General features: G+C 34.2%; 22 protein-coding genes. 11 read left to right on the forward strand and 11 right to left on the reverse strand.

Annotated features, from left to right (window positions below; all coding sequences use genetic code 11):
- Positions 1-79: 79 nt before the first annotated feature.
- On the reverse strand, positions 80-1,987 hold the full coding sequence (gene dnaK / locus Q0787_RS08965; RefSeq protein ID WP_298902134.1) for a molecular chaperone DnaK: 1,908 nt from the start codon (positions 1,985-1,987) through the stop codon (positions 80-82).
- Between the two features lie 184 nt (positions 1,988-2,171).
- On the opposite strand from dnaK, the gene Q0787_RS08970 reads away from it, so the two are divergent.
- Both Q0787_RS08970 and Q0787_RS08975 read left to right on the forward strand, forming a co-directional pair.
- Complete coding sequence (locus Q0787_RS08970) at positions 2,172-2,753, forward strand: Crp/Fnr family transcriptional regulator (protein WP_298902136.1); 582 nt, start codon at positions 2,172-2,174, stop codon at positions 2,751-2,753.
- A gap of 73 nt (positions 2,754-2,826) precedes the next feature.
- Positions 2,827-4,248, forward strand: coding sequence for an L-serine ammonia-lyase (locus Q0787_RS08975; RefSeq protein ID WP_298902137.1), 1,422 nt, complete (start codon positions 2,827-2,829; stop codon positions 4,246-4,248).
- 17 nt (positions 4,249-4,265) lie between these two features.
- On the opposite strand, the gene Q0787_RS08980 is transcribed toward Q0787_RS08975, so the two are convergent.
- Positions 4,266-4,730 (reverse strand): nuclear transport factor 2 family protein, encoded by a 465-nt coding sequence (locus Q0787_RS08980; protein WP_298902138.1) that lies wholly within the window; start codon positions 4,728-4,730, stop codon positions 4,266-4,268.
- A 105-nt stretch (positions 4,731-4,835) separates the two neighbouring features.
- Between Q0787_RS08980 and panB the strand changes: the two genes are divergently transcribed.
- From panB to Q0787_RS08995, 3 genes are read left to right on the forward strand one after another with little or no spacing between them, the layout of a single operon-like run.
- Positions 4,836-5,654 carry a 3-methyl-2-oxobutanoate hydroxymethyltransferase gene (panB, locus tag Q0787_RS08985; protein ID WP_298902140.1) on the forward strand — a complete coding sequence of 273 codons (819 nt, stop codon included), beginning with the start codon at positions 4,836-4,838 and terminating at the stop codon, positions 5,652-5,654.
- Positions 5,655-5,658: 4 nt separating this feature from the next.
- Positions 5,659-6,159 (forward strand): cupin domain-containing protein, encoded by a 501-nt coding sequence (locus Q0787_RS08990; protein ID WP_298902141.1) that lies wholly within the window; start codon positions 5,659-5,661, stop codon positions 6,157-6,159.
- A gap of 6 nt (positions 6,160-6,165) precedes the next feature.
- Positions 6,166-6,873, forward strand: a complete 708-nt coding sequence (locus tag Q0787_RS08995) for an RluA family pseudouridine synthase (protein WP_298902142.1) — start codon at positions 6,166-6,168, stop codon at positions 6,871-6,873.
- Here Q0787_RS08995 and Q0787_RS09000 read toward each other — a convergent pair.
- From Q0787_RS09000 to Q0787_RS09030, 7 genes are all read right to left on the reverse strand, one after another.
- Positions 6,870-7,691, reverse strand: a complete 822-nt coding sequence (locus Q0787_RS09000; RefSeq protein ID WP_298902143.1) for a histidine kinase — start codon at positions 7,689-7,691, stop codon at positions 6,870-6,872. The genes Q0787_RS08995 and Q0787_RS09000 overlap by 4 nt on opposite strands.
- A 673-nt stretch (positions 7,692-8,364) precedes the next feature.
- Positions 8,365-8,880 carry a hypothetical protein gene (locus tag Q0787_RS09005; protein ID WP_298902145.1) on the reverse strand — a complete coding sequence of 172 codons (516 nt, stop codon included), beginning with the start codon at positions 8,878-8,880 and terminating at the stop codon, positions 8,365-8,367.
- Between the two features lie 91 nt (positions 8,881-8,971).
- On the reverse strand, positions 8,972-9,820 hold the full coding sequence (locus tag Q0787_RS09010; RefSeq protein ID WP_298902147.1) for a biotin-dependent carboxyltransferase family protein: 849 nt from the start codon (positions 9,818-9,820) through the stop codon (positions 8,972-8,974).
- Positions 9,813-10,547, reverse strand: a complete 735-nt coding sequence (gene pxpB, locus Q0787_RS09015; protein WP_298902148.1) for a 5-oxoprolinase subunit PxpB — start codon at positions 10,545-10,547, stop codon at positions 9,813-9,815. The genes Q0787_RS09010 and pxpB overlap by 8 nt, the downstream gene beginning before the upstream one ends.
- A 6-nt stretch (positions 10,548-10,553) precedes the next feature.
- On the reverse strand, positions 10,554-11,288 hold the full coding sequence (gene pxpA, locus Q0787_RS09020; protein WP_298902150.1) for a 5-oxoprolinase subunit PxpA: 735 nt from the start codon (positions 11,286-11,288) through the stop codon (positions 10,554-10,556).
- Entirely contained in the window at positions 11,288-12,502 is a 1,215-nt protein-coding gene (locus Q0787_RS09025) for an Nramp family divalent metal transporter (protein WP_298902152.1), read from the reverse strand. The genes pxpA and Q0787_RS09025 overlap by 1 nt, the downstream gene beginning before the upstream one ends.
- On the reverse strand, positions 12,495-13,613 hold the full coding sequence (locus tag Q0787_RS09030; RefSeq protein ID WP_298902153.1) for a DUF2891 domain-containing protein: 1,119 nt from the start codon (positions 13,611-13,613) through the stop codon (positions 12,495-12,497). The genes Q0787_RS09025 and Q0787_RS09030 overlap by 8 nt, the downstream gene beginning before the upstream one ends.
- A gap of 88 nt (positions 13,614-13,701) precedes the next feature.
- On the opposite strand from Q0787_RS09030, the gene Q0787_RS09035 reads away from it, so the two are divergent.
- Both Q0787_RS09035 and Q0787_RS09040 read left to right on the forward strand, forming a co-directional pair.
- Positions 13,702-14,739, forward strand: a complete 1,038-nt coding sequence (locus Q0787_RS09035; protein WP_298902156.1) for a hypothetical protein — start codon at positions 13,702-13,704, stop codon at positions 14,737-14,739.
- A gap of 78 nt (positions 14,740-14,817) precedes the next feature.
- On the forward strand, positions 14,818-15,753 hold the full coding sequence (locus Q0787_RS09040; protein ID WP_298902158.1) for an endonuclease/exonuclease/phosphatase family protein: 936 nt from the start codon (positions 14,818-14,820) through the stop codon (positions 15,751-15,753).
- 291 nt (positions 15,754-16,044) lie between these two features.
- Here the strand turns inward: Q0787_RS09040 and Q0787_RS09045 are convergent, their stop codons facing one another.
- A complete protein-coding gene (locus tag Q0787_RS09045) occupies positions 16,045-17,019 on the reverse strand; it encodes a T9SS type A sorting domain-containing protein (RefSeq protein ID WP_298902160.1) in 975 nt (324 codons plus the stop codon).
- A 57-nt stretch (positions 17,020-17,076) separates the two neighbouring features.
- Complete coding sequence (locus Q0787_RS09050) at positions 17,077-18,738, reverse strand: hypothetical protein (protein ID WP_298902161.1); 1,662 nt, start codon at positions 18,736-18,738, stop codon at positions 17,077-17,079.
- Between the two features lie 363 nt (positions 18,739-19,101).
- Between Q0787_RS09050 and Q0787_RS09055 the strand changes: the two genes are divergently transcribed.
- The 4 genes from Q0787_RS09055 (at position 19,102) to Q0787_RS09070 (ending at position 24,020) form a co-directional block, all read left to right on the forward strand.
- A complete protein-coding gene (locus Q0787_RS09055) occupies positions 19,102-20,919 on the forward strand; it encodes a hypothetical protein (RefSeq protein ID WP_298902162.1) in 1,818 nt (605 codons plus the stop codon).
- Positions 20,920-21,090: 171 nt separating this feature from the next.
- Positions 21,091-22,287 (forward strand): alkaline phosphatase, encoded by a 1,197-nt coding sequence (locus Q0787_RS09060; RefSeq protein ID WP_298902163.1) that lies wholly within the window; start codon positions 21,091-21,093, stop codon positions 22,285-22,287.
- Between the two features lie 210 nt (positions 22,288-22,497).
- Positions 22,498-23,295: an alpha/beta hydrolase-fold protein gene (locus Q0787_RS09065; protein ID WP_298902165.1), complete on the forward strand. Its 798-nt coding sequence runs from the start codon at positions 22,498-22,500 to the stop codon at positions 23,293-23,295.
- A gap of 191 nt (positions 23,296-23,486) precedes the next feature.
- Positions 23,487-24,020 (forward strand): DUF5946 family protein, encoded by a 534-nt coding sequence (locus Q0787_RS09070; protein WP_298902167.1) that lies wholly within the window; start codon positions 23,487-23,489, stop codon positions 24,018-24,020.
- Positions 24,021-24,191: the final 171 nt, after the last annotated feature.

A 24,191-nucleotide genomic window follows, 5' to 3' on the forward strand; every position in this document is an offset into this window, starting at 1 on the left:
TATAGAATAGCGTTGCTATTAAGCATAAAAAACGCAACCATTTCTGATTGCGTTTTTATAAATGTTAAGATATGATTTCTTATTTCACTTCTTCGAAGTCTACGTCTTCAACATCATTTCCTTCAGCCTGAGCCTCTTGACTAGCATCTGGTCCTGGTGCTTCGGCTCCACCTTGTTGAGCTTCTGCTTGTGCTTTGTACATTTCTTCAGAAGCGACTTTCCATGCTTCGTTGATTTTTTCTAAAGCAGGTTCGATAACATCGATCTCTTTAGTTTCGAAAGCCTTCTTCAATTCTTCAAGGGCTTCTTCGATTGGCTTTTTCTTATCATCAGATAATTTATCACCAAATTCTTTAAGTTGATTTTCTGTTTGGAAAATCATCGCATCTGCTTCGTTCAATTTCTTTGCATTTTCTACTGCTTTAGCATCTGCATCCGCATTTGCTTCAGCTTCTTGCTTCATTTTAGCAATTTCTTCTTCAGTTAATCCTGAAGATGCTTCAATACGAATATCCTGTTTCTTACCAGTTGCTTTGTCTTCTGCAGACACTTTAATGATACCATTGGCATCGATATCAAAAATCACTTCAATTTGAGGTGTTCCTCTTTGTGCTGGTGGAATTCCATCTAAATGGAAACGACCAATTGTTTTATTATCTGCTGCCATAGGACGTTCTCCTTGTAATACATGGATTTCTACTGATGGCTGATTATCTGCTGCTGTAGAGAATACTTGTGATTTCTTAGTTGGAATTGTGGTATTAGCATCAATCAACTTTGTCATTACATTCCCCATAGTTTCGATACCAAGAGATAATGGTGTAACATCTAATAAAAGAACATCTTTTACATCTCCAGTTAATACCCCTCCTTGGATTCCAGCACCTAAAGAAACAACTTCATCAGGGTTTACACCTTTACTTGGTGTCTTTCCAAAAAATTTCTCAACAGCGGTTTGAACTGCGGGAATACGTGTAGAACCACCTACTAGTATTACTTCATCAATATCACTTTTTGATAAACCGGCTGCTTTTAAGGCAGTTTCACATGGCTCAATAGTACGTTTTACTAAATCGTCAATTAATTGTTCAAATTTAGAACGTGTTAATGTACGTACCAAGTGTTTTGGTCCTGAAGCTGTAGCCGTTACATAAGGTAAGTTAATTTCAGTTTGTGCAGACGATGATAATTCAATCTTTGCTTTTTCCGACGCTTCTTTTAAACGTTGTAATGCCATAGGATCTTTACGTAAATCAATCCCTTCTTCGCTATTAAACTCTTCTGCTAACCAGTTAATGATTTTCTCATCAACATCATCACCTCCTAAATGCGTATCTCCATCTGTAGATAATACTTCAAAAACACCATCTCCTAATTCAAGAATAGATACATCATGTGTTCCTCCACCAAAATCGAATACAACGATTTTTTGATCTACACCTTTTTTGTCCATTCCGTAAGCTAAGGCTGCTGCAGTTGGTTCATTTATAATTCTACGAACTTTTAAACCTGCAATTTCTCCAGCTTCTTTAGTTGCTTGACGTTGTGAGTCATTAAAATAAGCAGGTACAGTAATTACTGCTTCACTTACATCTTGACCTAAATAGTCTTCAGCCGTTTTCTTCATCTTCTGAAGAATCATAGCTGATAATTCTTGTGGTGTATAAAGACGTCCATCAATATCTACTCTTGGAGTATCATTATCTCCTTTTACCACTTTATATGGTACACGTTCTGCTTCTTTTTTAGATTCAGAATATTTATTCCCCATAAAACGTTTAATCGAATAAACCGTTTTTGTTGGGTTTGTTACTGCTTGTCTTTTTGCTGGATCACCAACTTTAATTTCTCCACCTTCTACAAAGGCGATAACCGAAGGCGTTGTTCTTTTACCTTCAGCGTTTGGGATTACTACTGGCTCATTTCCTTCCATTACAGAAACGCACGAATTTGTAGTTCCTAAATCGATTCCAATAATCTTACTCATAATTTTATATTTAGTGTTTTTATTTCCAATACTTCGGAAATGTTTATGTCATTTTAATGTCGTTATCTATATGACAATGATTATGCCATGACAAAAAATATGACATGATGTCACAACCATTAAAATTTCAAACGAACAAAAAAACATATCTTTAAGATGACATAATTAAACCAACCCTTATACTATGATTGATTATTACGATGTTAATTTCAATTTCATGAGTTCAATATCGCCTTTATCTAAAGCAACTTATGATAAATTATATGCTATAGCAGAGCTAAAAGAGTTTAAAGCAAAAACTAAGTTAGTAAACATTGGAGAAGTAAGTAAAAAGTTATACCTCATAAATAAAGGTGTATTACGCTCTTACCTTATTATGGAAAATGGAAAAGAATTAACCAAATCCTTATTTACAACTGTTGAGTTTTTTGCTTCATTCACATCCATGCTTACAAAAAAACCTTCGGAGTTCATATACGAAACGCTTACCGATTGCCATATTTATGAAATAAATTACAAAGCGTTTATGAAATTATGCAACACCAACTCAGAAGTACTAAAGTTTTATTCGCGTTATTTAGAGTTTCTATTTATGGCAGGCGAACGTATGTTTATAGAAATTTCTACAATGAACGCCAAAGAGCGGTATTTAAAACTGAAAGAGCGCATACCAAATATTGATCAATTAACGCCGCAATATCAAATTGCATCTTACCTTAATATAACCCCTGTCCAACTTAGCAGAATTAGATCAAAGCTCTATTGAAATTATAGTTTTGGAATATAAAAACGTATCCTAATAAAAACTATATTTGTCACACTAAAATGTGATCAATAATATGGAGTGTATTTCTGTCTTTGACATGCTCAAAATAGGTATTGGCCCTTCAAGCTCTCATACATTGGGACCATGGCGAGCTGCCGAACGTTGGATTAAAGAACTTAAGGTCGCTAAAAAGTTTGATAGCGTAGAAAGCATAAATGTTGACCTCTATGGCTCGTTATCCTTAACTGGAAAAGGACACGCCACAGATTATGCGGTACTTCTCGGATTAAGTGGTGCCGACCCAGAACGTATTCCTGTTGATTCTATTGATACGATTATTGATGCTATTAAAAAGACAAATACCATAGTGTTTAATAATGAAACGACTCTGCCTTTTGATGTTAACACAAATATTATTTTTAACAGAAAATTTCTGCCTTATCATGCCAATGCACTTACCTTTACCGCTGTAATTAATGGAAGAAATTACAAGTCGACTTTTTATTCAATTGGTGGCGGATTTGTTGTAAAAGAAGAACGATCAAATCACAAGAAAAATTTTGAAATAAAATGTTCTTTTCCATACCCAATAGAGAAGGGTACCGAGCTTTTAAAATTTTGTACCGATTTAAATAAATCCATTTCAGAAGTTGTTTTAGAAAATGAGAAATCAATTAGATCTGAGACTGCAATAAATGACGAGCTTAAAAGAATTTGGGATACGATGTTAGAATGTATGTACACAGGTTGTCATACAGAAGGTAGTCTTCCTGGCGGACTCAATGTTAGGCGTCGTGCCTATGACATGCATCAAAGTTTAAAAGGAGATACGCCATATTCAAATCCTGTGGAATGGATTTATGCGATTCGAAATACAGAGGTTAAATTTAGACAAATCCTTAAATGGGTAAGTTGTTTTGCTCTTGCTGTAAATGAAGTCAATGCTTCTCTAGGTCGTGTAGTTACTGCTCCTACTAATGGAAGCGCTGGTGTTATTCCTGCTGTACTTATGTACTACTTAGTTATTGAAAACCACGATGGTAATTTTGAAGACATCAAACGTTTTTTATTGGTTGCTGGTGAAATTGGAAGCATCTTTAAAAAAGGAGCCACTATAAGTGCTGCCATGGGAGGATGTCAGGCTGAAATAGGCGTCTCATCTGCTATGGCTGCTGGTGCACTATGTGAACTCTCTGGAGGTAGTCCAGAACAAGTTTTAGTTGCTGCAGAAATTGCTATGGAACATCATTTAGGGCTCACTTGTGATCCTATTGGTGGTTTGGTTCAAATTCCTTGTATAGAGCGAAATGCCATGGGAGCTATTAAAGCTATAAACGCTTGTGAATTAGCTTTAGATACCGATCCAAATAATGTTAAGGTCCCTTTAGATAAAGTCGTAGATACAATGTGGGAAACCGCTAAAGATATGCATACAAAATATAAAGAAACAAGTGAAGGCGGCTTAGCCGTGCGTGTTAATATGGCCGACTGTTAATTTAATTTGTTAACAAATTAATCTTTTTGACAATTTGACTTTCGTCGTGAATCGATTAAATAAATAATTTTCCATTTGCCTTCCGTTTTTACGAGATGAAAAGAATTTACACCACAATGACTAAATTTATCATTGAACCAAAATTCGTAATCTACCCATGCTACGGCTAAATTAGCGTCAATTTGAATATTAAATTTTGTTAAGCGTTCATCCCATTTTTGATCATCAGGCCTGTTTGCTATTGCATTTAGCAACTTATCTGGCCCTCCATCATCAACAAAGACGCCTTCACCTTTTTTATTAATAAAAGCTGTTTGCATGGTTACTTTTGGCATCATAACAGATTTCATCATGCTTGTATCACCTTTGTGAAACCCTTCAAAAAAACGTTCAACTGTTGCTTTAACTTCATCGCTTTGTGATGTTTGAGAAAATGAAAATGTCGTTACCAAAAAGGCAATTAGAAAGATAGAGTTTTTCATGAGTTTAAAATTTCAGTTAAATTATAAAATAAATCGTTTTTAGCACTCAGAATAAATAAAGTTTAACAAAACTCTGTATTTTTACGGATAATTAATTTTTACAATATGTCTGTAGCAAAAAAAGATTACAAAAGAATTACTGTGAAGTCTCTTGTTGACATGAAACAAAACAACGAGAAAATATCAATGCTTACGGCTTACGATTACACCATGGCTAAAATTGTTGATGAAGCTGGTGTAGATGTTATTTTAGTTGGTGATTCGGCAAGTAATGTCATGGCGGGACATGAAACAACTTTACCTATTACTCTAGATCAAATGATTTATCATGCTTCCTCTGTTGTAAGGGCAATTGATAGGGCTTTAGTTGTAGTTGATTTGCCTTTTGGAAGTTACCAAAGTGATCCAAAAGAAGCGCTCCGTTCGGCCATTAGAATCATGAAAGAATCTGGAGGACATGCTGTTAAAATGGAAGGCGGCAAAGAAGTTAAAGAATCTATTAAACGCATTCTAAATGCGGGGATTCCTGTGATGGGACATCTAGGTTTAACGCCACAATCTATTTATAAATTTGGAACATATACTGTTAGAGCCAAAGAAGAACAAGAGGCAAAACAATTAAAGGATGATGCTTTAATGTTGGAAAAGGCAGGATGTTTTGGAATTGTTCTTGAAAAAATCCCTGCAAAGTTAGCTCAAGAAGTTGCAGAAAGTGTCTCTATTCCTGTAATTGGTATTGGTGCTGGCGCTGGTGTTGATGGTCAGGTTCTTGTATTACATGACATGATTGGTATGACACATGAATTCAATCCGCGTTTTCTACGACGTTATATGAACTTATATGAAGACATGACCAAAGCTATTGGTCTATATGTTGATGATGTAAAAGCCGTTAAATTCCCTAATGACAAAGAGCAATATTAAATTAATGGATTCATTAGATACTATTGTTCAGACATTAGAATTGAAACCACATCCTGAAGGTGGTTATTATAAGGAAACCTATCGTAGTGAGGGTGTCATTTCTAAAGATTGCTTACCTCAAGTATTTCAAGACCAACGACATTATTGTACAGGAATTTATTATCTACTTAAATCTGATGATTTTTCGGCCTTTCACAAGATAAATCAAGATGAAATGTGGCATTTCTATATGGGAGATGCTTTAGAGTTAACCATGATTTCTGAAGACGGTGCTTTATCTACCGTAATGATTGGCAATGATATTCTTAATGGACAAGTACCTCAATTTGTAGTACCTAAAAATTATTGGTTTGCGGCAAAAATTTCAAAGCCTAATAGCTTTTCTTTTTTAGGATGCACAGTTGCTCCTGGTTTTGACTTTAGAGATTTCACTTTAGCATCTTGTAAAAGCCTTACTGAGCTATTTCCACAGCATGAGACTGTCATAAAATCTTTAACAAGGTAAATTTACATGTCTGATTTAAAAAAAATAGTATCAAATAAAACTAATCTCCAAGTTTTGTACGAAGACAATCATATTATCATTGTCAATAAGCGTGCTGGTGATATTGTACAAGGCGACAAAACCGGAGACATGCCTTTAAGTGATGTTGTAAAAGCCTATATCAAAGATAAATACAACAAACCTGGTAATGTGTATTTAGGTGTAGTACATCGCTTGGATAGGCCAACGACTGGCATTGTATTGTTTTCAAAAACGAGTAAAGCCTTACCCCGACTCAATAAATTATTTGCCGAAAAAAAAACCTCTAAAACCTACTGGGCTATTGTAAAACAGTTACCTCAAAAACCAGAAGGCACCTTAATTAATTGGCTCAAAAAAAACCCAAAGAATAACAAATCGACAGCGTATACAAAAGAAGTTGAAGGCAGTAAAAAAGCAATTTTGCATTTCAAAACATTAAAAACGCTTGACAACTATTACCTACTAGAGATTGCGTTAGAAACGGGAAGACATCACCAAATTAGGAGTCAGTTATCATCCGTAGGATCACCTATTAAGGGTGATTTAAAATATGGCTTTGGGCGTAGTAATAAAGATGCTAGCATTAGTTTACATGCAAGGCGTTTAGAGTTTATTCACCCTGTATCAAAAAATATGATTGATGTTGTAGCACCTTTACCAAAAAACCCAATATGGCAAGCCTGTGAGTATTAGTTATTGAAGGGATAGTTAATAGTGAGTTCAACGCCTTCATTTGGTTGTGATGTCATCTTAAATGTTGCTCCTATAAGTTCTGCTCTACTTTTCATATTTATAAGTCCTGATCCTTTTTCAGCAGTATCGACATCAAAACCTTTACCATCATCGGATGCTATAATATCTACTTGATCTGGTTTGTAATTTAAAGCCACCTTTAAGTTATCGGCTTCAGAATATTTTACAGAATTTGAGAAGAATTCTTGAAGAATTCTAAAGATTATAATCTCATGTTTTTTATTCTTAAGTTCTTGGCGCTCTCCTTTAACGTGCAACTCGGCCGAAGCAAATTTCATGCGTTTTAAACGACTAAGTTCATTGGTGATAGAGTCTTCAAATCCAATATTTAATATAACCTCATTATTAAGTGATTTTGACAATGACCTTACTTCTTTCAAACTTTCTTTTACAATATCGGAGGTTTCATTAACTTTTGATTTCACATCGTCTGGTACTTTAGTGCCAAGCATATTAAGTTGCATACTGGCATAAGCTAGTAATTGGCCTACGTTATCGTGCAATTCCCATCCAATATGTTTTAGTGTTTGTTCTTGAATTTCTGTTTGTGTACGCGAGATTTCTTCATCAAACTCCTGTTGTTGTTTAACTTTATCTAAAAGAAGCTTGTTCTTTCGTTTCTGAAAGGTCACAAAAAACAAGATTACCATTATTGAAAGCAATAATATAGCAAAAATAACATATGCGATTAGAGCTATTTGCTCCTCGTTTATTCCTTGCTCTTCTTGAGTGAGTACCAAAAACCGAATGTATAACATAGATAGGTAAATATATTTATAAATAGTAATAACAAGTATCTAAACGATACAAAATCTGTATTTACAGCTAAAAAATAACTGTCAAATATAAATAATGGTGTGGCGCATAAATACCATAACAACAAGGCAATACTCACATAAAATGATGGGAGTTTATAATAAGTTAAAATTTCGTCGCTGCGCATTAACTCAATAAAATACAAGATAACATATGCACAAACAGCGACCGCTCCAAAAATATAGTTATAGGGTAATGATCTTAGAAAAAATCCGTCAGTAAACGTAAAAAAAACAAAAGCAAATAAGCTGTATGCTATAAAAATACTTCTAATTATTATTTGAAATAGCTTAGTGGACATTAAATTAGAATAAAACAACCCTATGAGTCCAATCGCCAAAAAAGAATAGACATTATACAACCATCTATTATAACAAAAGTAACTATTCTTGATTTTTACAAACCAATCATAACTATAGTTATTTTGCATTATATAAGTATAATGGCCCACTAATTCTGTAAAAAAAGTGAGCCATAGATAAATAACAAAAATCTTTAATACTGAATTTTTATTCTTTCTTAAATATAAAGTGCCAGACAACGCTGCAATAAATTCTACCGCGTTGGTAATTATTGTGCTGTTATCAAATAAAAATTCCTTCAAATATAATCTGGTTATTGAGGATAATTAGCACCTGGAGGGCTTCCTTCTCCTCCCATATCCAATCCATTTCCTCCAGGAATGTCACCATTTCCACCTCCTTGTTTCATATTTGCCATGCCTCCTTCAGATTTGGTTAAATAACCTGTTGGCACAAACAAAAATGTTGAATAACCGGGGCGCTCAATTCCTGCTGGCAATGCACCAGGATAGATTCTAACACCATCCATTGTGTATCCTAATTCTCCTGCTTGTTTTTCTGCAAGTGTAAGGAAATTGCGTAAATCTTCCAAGGAATACCATGATGATCGGTTATCTCCGCTTTGTACGCCTCTAAAAACAGTATTATTAATGCTGTCATACCTAGGGTTGTAGGCTTCGGTTAATACTTTAATCTCTTTTGGCGTAATAATGCCTTTTGGTGTTGGTGTATCACTCATACCGTCTTGATTTTTATTATTATGAAAATAAAAATACATGGCAGCAGCGCCAATAATAATCCCTAAAATAATTGGTCCTAGTCTTTTCATAATTTGGTTAGTTTTGAATTAATTGCATTGTAATGTATATAAAATCTTAATACAAAACCACTATTTATGTTAAAATTTAGGTTTTTTCTTACTATTTTATACATTTAAACCGAATCTTGTCACCTAAAGACTTTTGTGCCAGGATATTGATTGCGTCTTTTGATAATTGTAAAATTCTTGGGTATCCACCAGTGGTTTGACCATCTCTCATTAAGGTGATTAATTGTCCAGATGGCGTGAGTTGCACAGTTCCTGGCAAAACAAGTGATGTTATGATTTCATCTAAATCATTTACAAACAATTCATTAAACTGATAGGCCATTCTATTGCTCTCAGTAGAAATACTAAAAGTTTGATGAAACAGGAGCTTCTGTTGTGCTACACTCAGTTGTTTAAATTCTGGCCCCATAAATACATCTACATCAAGAGTTTGAAAGTGTTTTTCATTAACTTTAATAGAAACTAAGCTGTCAGTATTTCTATTATGGAGACTAGAAATAGGTAACTTATCTCCTCTTTCTATTTTAAATTTGGAGGTAATTCCTTGATACATACTTCTACTTCCCAAAACGATTTCAGTACGAAATCCGCCAAGTACTGAAATGTAACATCTACAACCATACTGCAACTTACCAAAACGCAATACGTCATTTTCTTTAACTGAAATAGCCTTGTTATTTCTAACCGTTTGTCCATTTAAATTGGGCTGCATTAGCGCTCCTGTAATACAAATAAGGGTTGCTGTATTGAACTTAAGTTGCGGACCATTAATTGTACATTCCATAACAGCAGCTCCTTTTTCATTTCCTAATATAGAATTCCCTAGAGTTGCTGAATAAGTATCCATAACACCCGAATATGGAACACCATAGTCTTGCATTCCAAATCTTCCAAAATCTTGTATGGTATCAAATAAGCCTGCTTTTAGGACATCAACCATCAAACACCTCACTTTCTAATTGGTAAGTTCCGTTTTTTATTTGTTCAACTAATACCTTATACTCTGAATTAGGTATTGGAACAAATTGAACTTGATCTCCTGCCTGGGCAAAACATGGATTCTCATTGGCTGACTTAAAAAACTCTATAGGAGAATTACCTATAATATGCCATCCTCCCGGACTTACATTAGGGTAAATTCCTGTTTGACCTCCTCCAATAGCGACTGCTCCCTTTTTAAGACGTATTCGTGGTTTTGATCTTCTTGGAAAATGAAGCCGCTTATCCAATCCGCCTAAGTACAAAAAGCCGGGTAAAAACCCAATAAAAAAGATGGTATATATTGGTTCATAATGTAACCGTACAACTTCAGATTTTGACAGTTTATTTTGTTTAGAAACAACATCTAAATCTAAGCCAAACTCTTCATCGTAACACACAGGAATTCGCCACAATTTAAACGTTGGTCTATTTATGCATACTCGTGTATCGTATAAGGATTTCAACGTTGAAATTTCATCATTGATTTTATCAATAGCGAAATCATAAATAACTAATATCGAGTTGTATGCATTATTTATTTGAATTATTCCTTTAATATTATAATTTAAGATCATATTTTTAAAAGACAGCACATCATAGACAATGCTTTTAGTGATTTCAGGAGGCCATTCTACTAAAATTGAGTCTTCAGAAAAGCGTCGATATGTAAGTTCAAAATTCGTCAAATATGCTTAAGAAATTTCAATATTATTCTCCTTTAATTTACCAACTAAATGCTCTAAATTATTTAGCACATTCTTATGATCGCCATGAATACAAAACGTATCTGCTTTTACTTCTATCTCTACTCCAGTCACAGTCATTATTTTTCCGTTTAAAATCATGTGACACATATGCTCAAACATGTGATCAGCATCATCTATTAAAGCTGTTTTTTGCTGACGTGACACCAAGGTTAAATCCTCATTATAATTTCGGTCTACAAAAGCCTCATACATCACTTGCAAACCTTCTTGCTTAGCTATTTCGGCACTAAGAGAATGATAAGGCGCGTACAGCACCAAACCACTATCAATATCATTCACAGCTTTTATGATAGTGCGCGCAACCGATTTATCAACCACAGCAGCGTTATACAAAGCGCCATGAGGTTTAACATGATGCAAGTTAAGTCCTTTATTTCCAAGAATAGTTTTCAATGACATTATCTGCGTATAAACAGTATCATAAAGAGCTTCTGGTGACATATTCAATAACTTTCTACCAAAGTTCTCTTTATCAGGAAATGAAGGATGTGCGCCAATTTTTACATTATATTTTTCTGCTAAATCAGCCACTATACTCATAGTCATCTTATTTCCGGCATGACCGCCACAAGCAATATTACAAGAAGAAATAAAGGGCATCAGGAACGCTTCGTTACCAACACCTTCCCCTAAATCGCAATTAATATCAATTTCTATCATTACAGTAGATTAAACACTTTTAATATACTCTTAACTCCTAAAAATAAAGCTATAGCTAAAATAACGAAGCCAAAAACATTCTGAAGTGTAGTGTTTTTATATCTTCCAAGAATAGATGATTTATTCATTATCCAAATTAAAAAGCCTGCAATAATGGGCAACAGTAGACCATTAGCTACCTGAGCGAATTTTATAATCTCGATAGACTTAAAGCCAATTGAAGAAAACAACACTCCTACCCCCAAAATAAACATCCAAACCAAACGAAACTTTGGCGATTTCAGATTAGACCCCCAACCCAAACATCCTGAAGCGACATAAGCCGCAGCTAAAGGCGCTGTAATAGCACTTGTAATACCTGCTGCAAACAGGCCAATAGATAAGAAATAAGAGGCGAAATCACCAAATAAAGGTTCCAAACCTTTTGCTAAATCTGCTGCACTATTAACCTCATATGTTTTTATGGCAGCTGCCGAAATAATGATACTCATAGACACTATTCCACCTAAGACTATTGCTATAATCGTATCCTTCCTTGCCAGTTTTAAATCTGATTTATCCTTCCACTTCTCTTTAACCAAAGCCGCATGAAGAAATAAGTTATATGGCACAACTGTTGTTCCTACTAAAGCAACAATCGTAAGAATGCTATCGCTAGAAAACGTAGGCACAAATAAGCCTTTTAATATTTGACTTATATCAGGTTTTGTTAAAATTGCAGTAATTAAAAATGCTAGACTCATTAAAATCACTAAAGACACTAACGCTTTTTCAAGCACTTTATAATTTCCGATAAACAATAAAACAAAAGCAATAACGCCAATAAGAACACTAAATACTGCACTTGAATTTGAAAACGCATCCCCAAACAATACTTCGAGCCCCAAAACACTACCACTAATGTTACCTGCTTCGTAAGCGGCATTTCCAATAACGATTGCCGATAGAATTAAGATAATGGCTAGTGTTTTTAAAAATGGATTCGAAATTTCTGTTCTTATCACTTCAGAAAGTCCTTTTTGAGATATAATTCCTAAACGTGCCGACATTTCCTGTAGAACTATTGTTGCAAACACCGACAATAACATCGCCCAAAGCAATGAAAACCCAAAGTCAACACCAGCCAGCGTACAAACGGTCACAGTTCCGGGACCAATAAATGCCGCCGCTACCAATGGCCCAGGTCCAATATTTTTAAACCAATTTTTAATCACGATCTGTTGAATTTAAGGCATAAATTGCAAAACTCCCTAACCAATGCCCGCCTTCATAGCTGTCGCCCACAATGCTTGGTAAAGAGTAATTTATATGCTGATTAGCAATAGTTTTCAGGTGACTGTATTGCTGCAACCCTCTAGCGATTTCATTTAAACTCCAAGCACGTGAAAAGTTAACACCATCAAGATGCACGAGCTTCCCATCTGTTCTATCACTTACTTTTCCTGTTTCAATACTGAAGTTTTCATCTTTTAATTCTGGTAAAAATGTATCAATCCAGCCTTCAAATTCTGGTTCTGGAAGCACACGTTTCATTAATGCTGCCTCTTCAAAACATGGCGACAAAAAATCAAAACCGCTTGGCTCCCAAGCTAAGGGACAATTAGTATCATTACGATAAAAATCTCTGGCACGTTGCTCTATAAGGCGCTTCAAACCTTCATTATTAACTGTTTTCGCATAGTCATAAGCAAAAGAGAGTCCGAATGCAGTATTAGGATGCTCGCCAACACGAATAGGGTAATTGAGTTTAGGCAAGAATTCTAAATATTTAGTAACGATTAAATCGGTTAACGGCTGGAGATTAGACTCCAAGACCCTTGCAACAGGATTATCCCAAGTATGTAATTCTTCTGCTAACTTTAACAACCAAGCCCATCCGTAGGTGCGTTCATAGGTTCTATTGTATTGCCCAAAAAAATAATTTACTTCTGCTTTAATATTGGCTTCAGATATATTTTCTAGGAGCATCGCTTTAATGTTTTCAGCATCTTCGAGCTCAGGAAACTGCCTCAATAAGCTCACCAAACTCCAATGTCCATGAACTGCAGAGTGCCAATCAAAACATCCATAAAACGCAGGATGCAATGCTTTTGGCGATTGTAAATCGGCTGCACTACCAATGGTTTGATTGAGCTTATTTGGATACTCAACCTGAACACAATGAATAGGTAATTGCGCTAATATATTTGCTTCTTTTAAATTGATTATAGGGGTTTTAACTTCATTTACCTCAAGAATACCTTTAGTTTCAGTAATTTTCTTTTCTTCTGGAGAATTGCAGCTACATATGAAGAAAGTTAGCAATAGTAAGTAATAGTTTTTCATGTTATAAATTTAAGATTTTAAAGTATTAAATCGTATATTTAATCTCTCCCTATAAATTTTTGCTTTCTGACGTATAAAATTTATTGCCATGCATAAACTTTCATTATTTTTTTGCCTAAGTCTTTTTATTCATAGTTATTGCTTTGCTCAAATAGCAAAAGATTCTACAAAGACCAAACAAAACATATCTAATAGCGGATTTAAAGAGTACTACCCTATTCATGAGAAGCCAAGCATCATGTGGTCGAGTAATCTAGTGAGCTTCGAGCCTATATTTTTTGAAGCCAAACCAACTGTGTATTATAGTATTTCTAACAATATGCGCTATGTGATGCAGAACTTTGCACATAAACCTAGTGATGCCTTTTATTTTACGTTTCAACCACATATTAGAATGTATGATGAACAATCTGTTCCTGTGAAAATGCCATCGTATAAGGTTTTAGCGGGATGGCAACGTTTGGTTAAAACACCACGAAATAATTTTTTCTCGTTTGCTGTTGAAAGTGGTCATTTCTCAAACGGACAGTCGGGTTGTACTTTTGATTCTACCTTGGTTGACGAGTCGGACGCCTGTACGGCCTTACACGCCACGATTACTGATAGTGACAACCTGTCTGAGTTACTCAATAGAACCAACGGTAATTTTTCTACCAATCTCACTAAACTCAGCCTAAATTTTAGAGTGAATCGCTTTGGTCAAAACAATACGCCTTTTATATCTCATTCTTTTTCTGGTGCCTACACCCTATTTCACAATAGATTATTCGGACTTATAGACAAGGGCGGGTTTTCAGATTTTGATATTGGCATATATGGCAGGCATCGCTTTGAACTCGATTACGAATACATACATACTTACGCCGGAAAATTTAGGTATTCTCTTGGAATCAATACCGAATTTATAGAGCGACCACATCCTTCGGTTGAACCTTGGCGCGTAGAGCTATTTATAACCGTGTATCCCTTTAAAATTAATGATTTAGCGTTTTTCGTAAAATACAATCATGGACATGACGATTATAATATTCGTTTCGTGGATTCGGGAAATCAATTTAGCGTTGGCGCTGTTTGGGATTGGTTTAAACCTTTTGAGATTAAACGTGCTGAGGTTTTAGAAAATTAACAATTTAACGCACACTTCCCTATACACGAGTTAATAGCTACAATGCAACTGAATTATTAATCCTAAAAATAAAATATTATGAGTTCTCTACAAATTGCAAGTTGGAACATTGAACACCTTTCTGGACAATCAAGAGCTACTAAAAAGCAAAGCGCATACGCTTTAGCAGATCATATAGAGATGGCTGGAATAGATCTCATTGCACTCCAAGAGGTTTATGTGACCCCATCAGACGAAGAGGTTCGTCTATTTGATAATCAACCATTAATTGAGAGTAGAGCCGTTACAGAACGAAGAAATTCAGATTTAGACGTTGTCTGTTTTCTACTTGAAGAGCATCTAAATGTAAAATGGAGTTACGTTATTCTGCCCAACCGAAAATCAGGAGATCGTTCTCAACTCTGTACGGTATTATGGAATACTGAGCGACTCACTGTTGGTGATATATTTCCATTAAATGTAAAACATAAAGATGGAGATTACAATCTCTGGGACCGCAAACCACATCTTCTCCATTTCACATCTGAAATTGATGCTTGGCGTCGCAATTCTGCTGGAGAATGGGAAAAGCAAGCTGAAAAAAGAACGATTTCAATTGTTCCTCTCCATATGAAATCGAATTATGGAGGTGTAACTAAAAATAGAATTGTACGAGGAAAAGAAGCTCAAACGCTATGTGATGCGTTAGATGAAATCAAGGACACCATAGACCCAAGCCTTATTTTACTTGGAGATACAAACGTTTTACGCAACGATGAACCTGCAATAGAAGCGTTTGTTACTCGTGGATTTATTGATTTAAACAACAATGATTCGGCAACATATTGGAGTAAACAATATAATGAAGCTCCATTTGACAGAATATTTGTCTCGGAGGAAAGACCAGAATTTAAGTACAGTAGGCAGTATGTCTTGCGTTCATCTGATTTAGAACAACATGATCGCTTTTTATCTGACCACTATATGATAAAGATTAGCGTGAAAAACTATGTAGATGATGCCGATCCAAGATAGGTAAATGATAGCGGCTAACAACATGTATGATTAATTGGTTGTTCTTTATGTATTCGGGAAATCCTACGGATTTCCCTTAGGTTGGTTTTCTTTTGCTAATTTCGTCCTAGCCAACGCAATCTGTATACAGCATAGAAGCTAATTTTAAAAATTAGAGATCGTTTACGCATTCATGATGATTGAGCGATAGGTAGATTGAAAACAACAAAGCCATAGTGAACTATGGCTTGTTTACGACTAACTTGATTTTTGACCTTCTAGAGCTGGTTGAAACTTCTTAATTGTTCAGTTTTATCTCTTTATTATTTTTTTGCTTAATATCCCTTTCTCAGTTTTTAAACGAACAATGTAGATGCCTTGATCAAGTGATTCTGACAATTCAATTTTTTGAATTTTACCAGTGGCTTTAAAAGTATTAGTATTTACTAATTTTCCTAAAATATTATATACGTCTAACAAGGTATTGCCTGCTTGTAATCCATCAATCAGTATTGAGTTATTTATGGTATAAATACTGATCTTCTCAAAATTAGAATCGTCTATACTAAGCGTGTTAGCAAAATTAACTGTAATATCATCAATAGCAAATTCATCTCTAGCGGCACTTCCCGATTCATCGCTCCCTGTCCATCTTAAGTATAAGGTATCTCCATTATCAAGTGTTAATCCGGTTATTACAGTACTTCTGTCATTTTTAACCCAAGGCGATGCATTTGGAGCTTCTGGAGAAGTATAGTCTAAAGCTCCAATATCTGTATAGAATAAGTCGTCAGTACTATACGAAAAATTTAAACTGTTTGCTCTATCTGCATTATTTAAATTCCAAATTTCATAGGCTATCTCTATATCAGAAATAGTGATTCCAGTATTGTTAGTTACCTTTAACGTAATGGTTCCTGGTGTAAAATCTGAGCCTGTAGGTTGCATGCCAAATGCAAAATCTGAAGCCGCTACTTCAAAAGCATATAGACCTCCGCTCGCAACCTCTCCTGTGGAGCTTCCTCTTGCCATATCTCCACTTGTACTCGTTGCATCATAGGCTTGGTTACCAAGACTAAAACCCGTTATTTCCCATGCATTTCCGTCTAAGTCACCTGTGCTTGGAGCAGGGTTAAAACCTGTACCATCATAAGCTCCCTCATTAACACCACTGATTGAGGTGTCGAAATCGATAGAAAAATCTGTAGAAGTAGCTGTAACACTTAATTGCGCCCAACTATTACTTATAGATAATGCTACGATTATTAAATATATTTTTGTTTTCATTTTTTTAGAATTTAAAATGGGCAATTCTAAATACAATTACTCTTATTATTAGCAATATTAGTTACAGTTAAAATCAGCAGGTGTAAATACACTTTGAGTTTCAATAATATTATCTAAAATACTTGTTCCCCTTAACGTTACTCTTACAAAATTAGACCCAACTTCAGTAATTAATCCATTAAAGTTGTTCATCCTTAATTGCGTAACTAAATCAGCACCAGTAAGTGGTCCTAACACATTATTAGCATTAGCAGGATCAATTTGATCAGCAGTAATGATTAGTTGCTTTACAAATGGTATTCTCACATTTGAATACGATTGATAGGCATCATATACCAAGGAAGCACTTAAAGGCGGAACCGTTACTGTTCGTTCAAACGTAAATTCAACAGTTTCTTCAACAGTCTCTTCTTCGAACTGCGATTGAGATTCCGTAACTTCCTGCGAAAATCCATAAGAAGTTGTTGTTTCTCCACTAGCTGTGGCAGAACCACCAAAAAACTTTGCCTCTGCCTCTACACCTACGGTTACAGACACTTCTAAATCTTCTCGAGAGCTAATAGACAATGATTCTTCCCAACCTACTGTACTTGACACAGTTTCAACTTCGTTAATCCCAACAACCTGTGACAAGCCTCCTTGAGTACAGTTTACCAAAGTACTATTAAAACCAAAATTTGAATCTACCTCTGGAAACAAAGGAGAAAGATAATCTGTAGTTTCAACTTGTTGGGCGTTCCAGAAAAGATTTAATGCTATAATTCTAAAATATTGAATGGTTCCAGAATTGTTAGTATGCCAGTAGGTTTCACCGGCGTCAGTGTAACTTCTTATTACTTTATTATCTGCCATGCCTCTTATTACATATAGGCCATTATCTTCTTTAGTTATTTTAAACTTTAAATCTGCTCCAAGTACACTTGGATCTGTTGATGGATAAGAATATACACCTGATTGCGAAAATTGTCTTTGTGTATTACCAATTCTTAAATAACTATTGGTATGGTTGCTATATATTGCAAAAACATTTTCTTCATTCGGAAATTTATAAAAATAGTATTGGTGATTAGACCAAGATGCGTTAAATGTAGAAAAATCTCTTTTTAATTTGGTAAAGCTGTTACCTGCAGCGGATGGTTTCTCTACAACTTGATCACCATAATTTCCGTTTGCATCAACAGTTTGAAGAAAATGGGGCATATTTTCTTTAAAGCTAATTTCTTCTGTTAAAAATTGTAAATCAGAAGTATTAGGGATTATAGAAGTACCGTTTTCTAAAAAGTTAACGATGCTAAAAGATTCAGAAATAAGTTCTTGATTATTACTGTCTCTAACGATAATACTTAAAGGAATTCCATTTCGAAGTTCATTTTCTGCATCTTCCGATAAATCTTCGATGGCAATAGAGAGTTGCGCTACTTGTGTGAAGGGATCAACAGTTAATTCTTGATCATAATTACCGTGAACTGCATCTGTTTCAAGTGTAACCGTTGCAGGCGTATATCCTTTTTTTGCAATCGGTCTTGTATTAATTTTAAGGCCAATATCCCCAAGATAACTTTCGAGGTCATTAACAGAAATTCCTGCTGTTTCTTGTAGTTCTCCATCTCCTGGTCCTGGTCCTTCGATAACATCTTCATCTTTGCTACATCCAATGATTAATAATAAAAAGGCTAAATAAACTAATTTTCGAAACCCAATGTTAAATGTTGTTTTCATAATATTTGTTTTTGTGGTTATTGAATTTGTAGTAATCTTAGTTTGGTAAGTCTGCAGCCTTATCCAAAATAAGACACCACAAAAATGATTATATCGATTGTTCTATACTCCAAAACTAGATATGAAAGCATCTAAAATCTAATTTTCGGCATGGACAAAGTATGGACACATGTTATGAAACATGTATAGACGAGACATTATTTAACTTACACAAGTAATTGACAATCAATATATTAACAACCTTAACATTCGATTTTTTATGGACACGACATGGATCACCTTCTTTTTGACATAGATAGACAACGGAATTGAAGTAAAATAACTAGTTATAATGTTTAACTTAGTTATCTAGAAATTATCATTATGCAAAGACCTCTTTTTATTTTCTCTTTTATCACCTTCGGGTTACTAAACTTATATGCTCAAAATGTAATTTATGAATTACCAGAAAAACAAATGACATTTATTAATCAAGGTAAAGATTGTGTCAAAGAACAAAAATCAAATTGTAATACCTTTTTTGAAAATGCATTAAAAGAATCTATTAGAGTAGATAATGATTCTATATTGGCGCAAACGTATTTTGAAATATGCAATGTGCTAGATTTTGTTGGTAATAGTGAAGATCATATTGCTTATGCAAAACGCGGCTTAGAGCTTGATGGTAAGAATCATCCATTAGTAACAAATAGATTGTTACGAGAGCTTGGTTACGCATATTCTAGAAATGGAACAATTGATAGTCTTATCCCAACTTATGAAAAGGCCATTTACTGGGCAGAATATGCAAATGACAGTAGTACAATAGCTATGAGTAGAATTCGATTGGCCAGTTCGTATAGACGAATTGGTAATATTAAAAAATCCATTGAATTATTGTTAGATACTAGAGTATTTGTAGAAGCTAGTAATGACATTCACAGGGAAAGTGGATTGTCTTTTACACTAGCAAATGCATATGCTTCAAATGGTGATTATGATTTGGCCATTTCGAATTACCGGGAAGCTGCTAATGGTTTTTTAGAAGAAAATGATAAAGGAATGTATGGTGCTGCAATTATAAGTCTAGGTATGGTTTCACTCGATAATGGCAACCATAAGTTAGCTTTAGAAGAATTACCAAAGGGTATTCAAATCTTTGAAGCTATAGACGATCAGAATGGTATATTAACTGGGAAATCGCATTTAGGGCATGCCTACTATTTAGATGGCGACTTCGATAAAGCCATTACAACCCTTAAAGAGACAATTAAGAAATCTCAAGAAATAGGCAATAAGATTTTAGAAAATATGAGTAGACGTTATCTCGCACAAGTATATATAGATAAGAATGATAAAGATTTGGCTTTAAAAGAAACGACTATTATTTACAATGAAGAAAAGGCAAGAGGAATTTCTGATGCTTATTTAGTATGTGTTAGGTTACATGCTGAAGCATTAGCCATAAATAATAAAAGCTCTGAAGCTGTGGAGGTTTATGAAGAATATATTACAAAAAAGGACTCTATTTTTACTAAAGACAAGGAGAAGGAAATTGCAAATATGAGAGAATTATATGAAGCTGAAAAACGAGAAAATCAGATTGAGTTATTAGAAAAAAATGTGTCATTAAGTAATCTTCAAAAAACCTTATATGGTGTTGGCATGTTTTCTTTTATTGCCATTGCTGCACTTCTTTATTTTGGGTTTAAGCAACGTATTAAAAAAAATAAGATTGAGCGTGAAAAGCAAGAAGCTATCTATAAACAGGAAATTGAATTCAAAAAGAAAGAACTGACTTCTCAAACACTGCATCTAGTTCAAAAAAATACATTCATTCAAGAGCTTAAAGAAAACTTAGAAAAGATCAAGAAATCACCAGAACTTTTTAAAGTAGAGTTTAGACGTTTGGTAATGCTCCTTAAAAAGGAAAGTGCTGAAGACAAGGATTGGGAAGTGTTTAAATCTTATTTCTCCGAAGTGCATAATAACTTCGACAATAAAATTAAAGCCATATCAGAAGATATTACAGAAAAAGAAATGCGCTTAGCTTCTTTTCTTAGAATGAGTCTTTCTACAAAAGAAATTGCATCGATGCTTAATGTTTTGCCAGATAGCGTGCTGAAATCAAAATATAGATTAAAGAAAAAATTGCAACTGGAAAAAGATCAAGATCTTAATGGATTCTTGAATACTCTTTAAATAAGTCATATTTTTATAATATAATAAAGGACACGCCAATAATAGCTATAACACATTGTGGTTTTGTTCCATACTAAAATATTAAGTATAAATCAAAACGGCTGAATTTAGGCGGAATAATCCAGCGGGCGATTCCGCACAAATCATACACGAACTCGTAAGTTATTATTTATGAAAAACTGGAAAAAAATCAGCCTTCTAACAACAGTAATACTACTTGGACTTCTCTTTAGTATAATGTACATCTTCAATATTTCAGTTTCAAAACCTTCATTTGACATTGAGTTTTCGCCTGAACGCGTTGAGAGAGAAGTGAATTTTGAATACAAAGAAAACAAGCCAAAAAACATTATAATCTTTATCGCAGATGGTATGGGTTTTAGTCATTTATCTCTTGCCTTACAAACTCAGCAGTTAGAAAACACGGTTTCCGTATGGCACCAATTTGACGTTAAAGGATGGCACGATACAAGATCCTACTATGGACCACTTACAGATTCGGAAGCATCTGCAACGGCTATGGCAACAGGAACATCAACAAATTTTGGTCATATTGGTATCGATAAAGACCAAAAGCCCTTACAAAATGTACTTGAATTAGCATCACATTGGCAATATAATACAGGTATAGTAACAGATTCCTATGTATGGGACGGCACACCTGCAGCATTTTCGGCACATATTAGAAATGAGGATGATGCTAGAAGTATCCTTAAACAAATTGCAGCAAGTGAAATAGATTTAATTTTTGGCGAACTCGAAGATGTGGGTGAAGATGACGTGCCTGAAGAAAGTGAAAGTCTTGATATTTTAAGAAAGCGATTTCTAATTCTTGATAAGTCGTTAGAGATTCCTGCTAACGATAGTTTCTTAAAACCTATAGCCGCAATTTTCAAGGAAGATGAAATTCAGGACATGAACTCTTCTCCTAATCTCTTAACCTTAACTGAAACGGCATTAACTTATATGTCATCTCAAGATAAGCCATTTGTGCTGCTCCTAGAAAGTGAAGAAATGGATGCAGCTTCGCACGAAAATGATTCTAAAAGGGTTTTAAATGGCTTGAAATCTATTCAAGAAACACTTGCCCTTGTTTTAAATTTTTCAAAAACAAATGGAGAAACTTTAGTTCTTTTTACAGCAGATCACGAAACAGGTGGTATTGCGGCCGTAGCTGATTTTGACACTTATCCGAATCTGCAAATAAAATGGTCAACAAAAGATCATACAGCTGCTGTTGTACCTCTATTTGCCAAAGGTCCTGGATCGGGATATTTCAGCAATGTACATCGCAATTGGGAAATTGGATATTATCTTAAAAAACTCATATCTCAAGATGCTTTTTTAACAGATGAAGTGGAAAATTAAGAAAGCAAACAACCGCTAACAGCGCATACAACCAATTTATAATTCGAATAGATAAAAGCGATCTTCGATCAATATCATTCCAAATATCTAATTAAGTTATCACTTAACATAGAATTAAGAACTAGTGTTAAAGTAGTTATAATTTGAAGAATTTCTAATTAATTTTCAATCTAATGGTGATACTTTCGAGCAAAATCTAAACGAATCAAAATGGTAAAATTCTACTCTCTATTAATAACATTATTCCTTGTTTTTTCAATTCAAGCACAACAAAATCTCAATGTTGAATCTATTAATTTTCAAATTGGTGATAAATATAGCTTTCAATCAGATGTCTTAAACGAAAAACGCGATATTTTAATTCATTTACCTTCCAATTATGATAGTTCCGAAAAAGAATACCCTGTCATTTATCTTCTAGATGGAAATAACCATTTCTATCATGCCACTATTGCAGTAACTATCCTAGAAGAGAACGAAAAAATTCCCGAGAGTATTATCGTTGGAATCCCTAATAATAGAGGAACAAGAGGTAGGGATTTAGCTCGCGAAAGAGGTAAGTTTATGCAATTTATAAAGAACGAAGTGATAGATTTTGTTGAAAACAAATATAGAACTAATGACCAAAAAACTATTTTTGGTCACTCTATGGCTGGGGCATTTGTTTTAAACTATTTAGCCACACAGCCCTCATTGTTTGACAATTATATCGTAGCGAGTCCAGTTATACAGATTTTGAATTCCGAATTACTAGATAAATATGAAAATTTGTTTAAGCAAAACACAACCTTAGACACGTCTATATATCTAACTATGACTAAGCTAGAAGCAGAGGGAGAAAGAGCTACTGAAGCTCTTGGTAAGTTTGTTGAAATTTTAAAAAACAAAGCTCCTAAATCACTTTCATGGAAATATGATTATATCGAGAATCAAATTCACATGACCACTCCATATATAACCTTTTATCAAGGTTTAGCTGAATTTTATAAAAACTATAATGTACAGTAAATAAAACAGTATACAGCAACATATACAGCCTCATATTCTTATTCTGTGCGTACTCCAAAAATCCTTGAGATTTCCCTATGGTTCGTTTTCTTTTGTTAACTTAGTTTTAGCCAACGCAACGTATGAGCATAACGACTTAGTAAAGTGAAGTAAACCATACACGAACACGTTGACAATAAGCGAAAAGAATAATGCAAGATTACATCGATTTAGCTAAAAAAAATGGAATAGTACTTTTAGACAATGGCAAGTGTCAATTTTGTGGAGCAAAGACACAAAGAGGAATTCATGAGTGCCTAGAAATTTTTAATTTTGGATTTCAATATATTGATTTTGCTAATGCTGAAAACCATATATATAAGTTTCTGATTGTTGATGCTCACACGTTACAACATCCTGAAATTCATGGTAGATGGAGTAATCATTTTCATCTTACAAGACTTCATTTAATTTTTAAGTATAATATAAAATGGACTTACAAGCTATCACCTAAATTAAGTGATTATCTGAATAAGTATAAACGTCATAAACAAACTGAACGTCTATCTCCACCAGAAACTAATAAACGAGGGAAAATCACAAGCTCTTATATAAAAGAGAAGTCCACTAATGAATTAATATCTAAAGACTTAATACGAAAATGGGCAGCTGAAGTTTATAATAAGTGGAATGCTCATCATAAAGTCGTTGATATTATTGCAAAGGATTTTTTAGACACAAACTAAAAACTCTAGTTGCTAATAATGTATATAGTAATTTACTTATTTTGTGTACTCAAAAACCCTAAAATATCACAAAAGTGATATAGATTATTTGATGAAATAAATTATGATTCTACATTCTATCAAGAATTTTCAACAGTTCAGAAATTAATAATTTCAATTGTTAAGATATGA

It is taken from the genome of uncultured Psychroserpens sp. (assembly GCF_947492715.1).
Lineage (GTDB): Bacteria > Bacteroidota > Bacteroidia > Flavobacteriales > Flavobacteriaceae > Psychroserpens.